The 935-nt window shown below is 67.7% G+C and carries 2 protein-coding genes; one reads left to right on the top strand and one right to left on the bottom strand.

Annotated features, from left to right (window positions below):
* Positions 1-466, bottom strand: a 466-nt coding sequence (locus tag IU459_RS37315) for an FAD-dependent oxidoreductase (RefSeq protein ID WP_195134280.1), incomplete at its 3' end; no start/stop codon positions are given.
* 104 nt (positions 467-570) lie between these two features.
* Between IU459_RS37315 and IU459_RS37320 the strand changes: the two genes are divergently transcribed.
* Positions 571-935, top strand: a 365-nt coding sequence (locus IU459_RS37320) for an ArsR/SmtB family transcription factor (protein WP_195134281.1), incomplete at its 3' end; no start/stop codon positions are given.

Raw genomic sequence — 935 nt, forward strand, 5'->3', positions numbered from 1 at the left:
CCCAGGTGCCGGAGGCGTCGATCACCGCTCGCGCCAGCACCCGCTCTTCCCTGCCGTCGCCGTAGCGCAGGTGCACCGACAACGGTTCGCTGTCGCGTCCGGCGTTCACGACCCGGTCGCGGCCGCGGCGGGCCACGCCCACGACCTCGGTGTCGAGGACGACCACGTCCTCGCCGAGGGCTCTCGCCAGCGGCACCAGGTAATCGCTCACCCATTCCTGACCGGTCGGGTAGGTGTTCTCGGCCGGGGCGCTCCAGCCGCTGGGCTCGAGCAGGCGGCGCGCGGCCGGGGCGATGAGTTCGGCCCAGCGGGAAAACAGCCGCACATGATTCCACTCGCCCACGGCCGCACCAGCGGTGGCACCGCGTTCGAACACCAGCGGGTTCAGTCCACGTTCACGCAGTTCAGCAGCAGCGGCCAGACCGATCGGCCCGGCTCCGACCACCACGACAGGAAGTTCGTTCACCATGAGGAATCCTTTCATCGACGGTCATCGATTAACTTGCCAAGGACTTTATCGACGTCCATCGATGAATGCAAGCATCGATGTTCGTCGATATAGTGGTGGTTATGACTTCGTTGGATATGCCGGTCGTGCGCGCCGCCGGTGCCGAGCGGTTGGACGCGCTGACGGTGGGTGATGCCATCACCTACGCACAGTGGTTCGCCTGCCTGGCCGATCCGACGCGGGTGCGGCTGCTGCATCAGGTCGCCACCCGCCCGGCCGGGATCACCGTGGGTGAGCTCGCCGAAGCACTGGGGATCGGGCAGCCCACGGTGTCGCATCACGTGCGCAAGCTCGCCGATGTCGGGTTCGTCCGCGTCCACAAGGACCGCACCTCCACCGTGGTGATGGTCAACCCCGCCTGCTGCACCGGCCTTCCCCATGCCGCCGACGCGGTCATGGGCGTGTTGACCCCGCGCCCCTGCTGCCC

It is taken from the genome of Nocardia amamiensis (genome assembly GCF_015477605.1).
Lineage (GTDB): Bacteria > Actinomycetota > Actinomycetes > Mycobacteriales > Mycobacteriaceae > Nocardia > Nocardia amamiensis_A.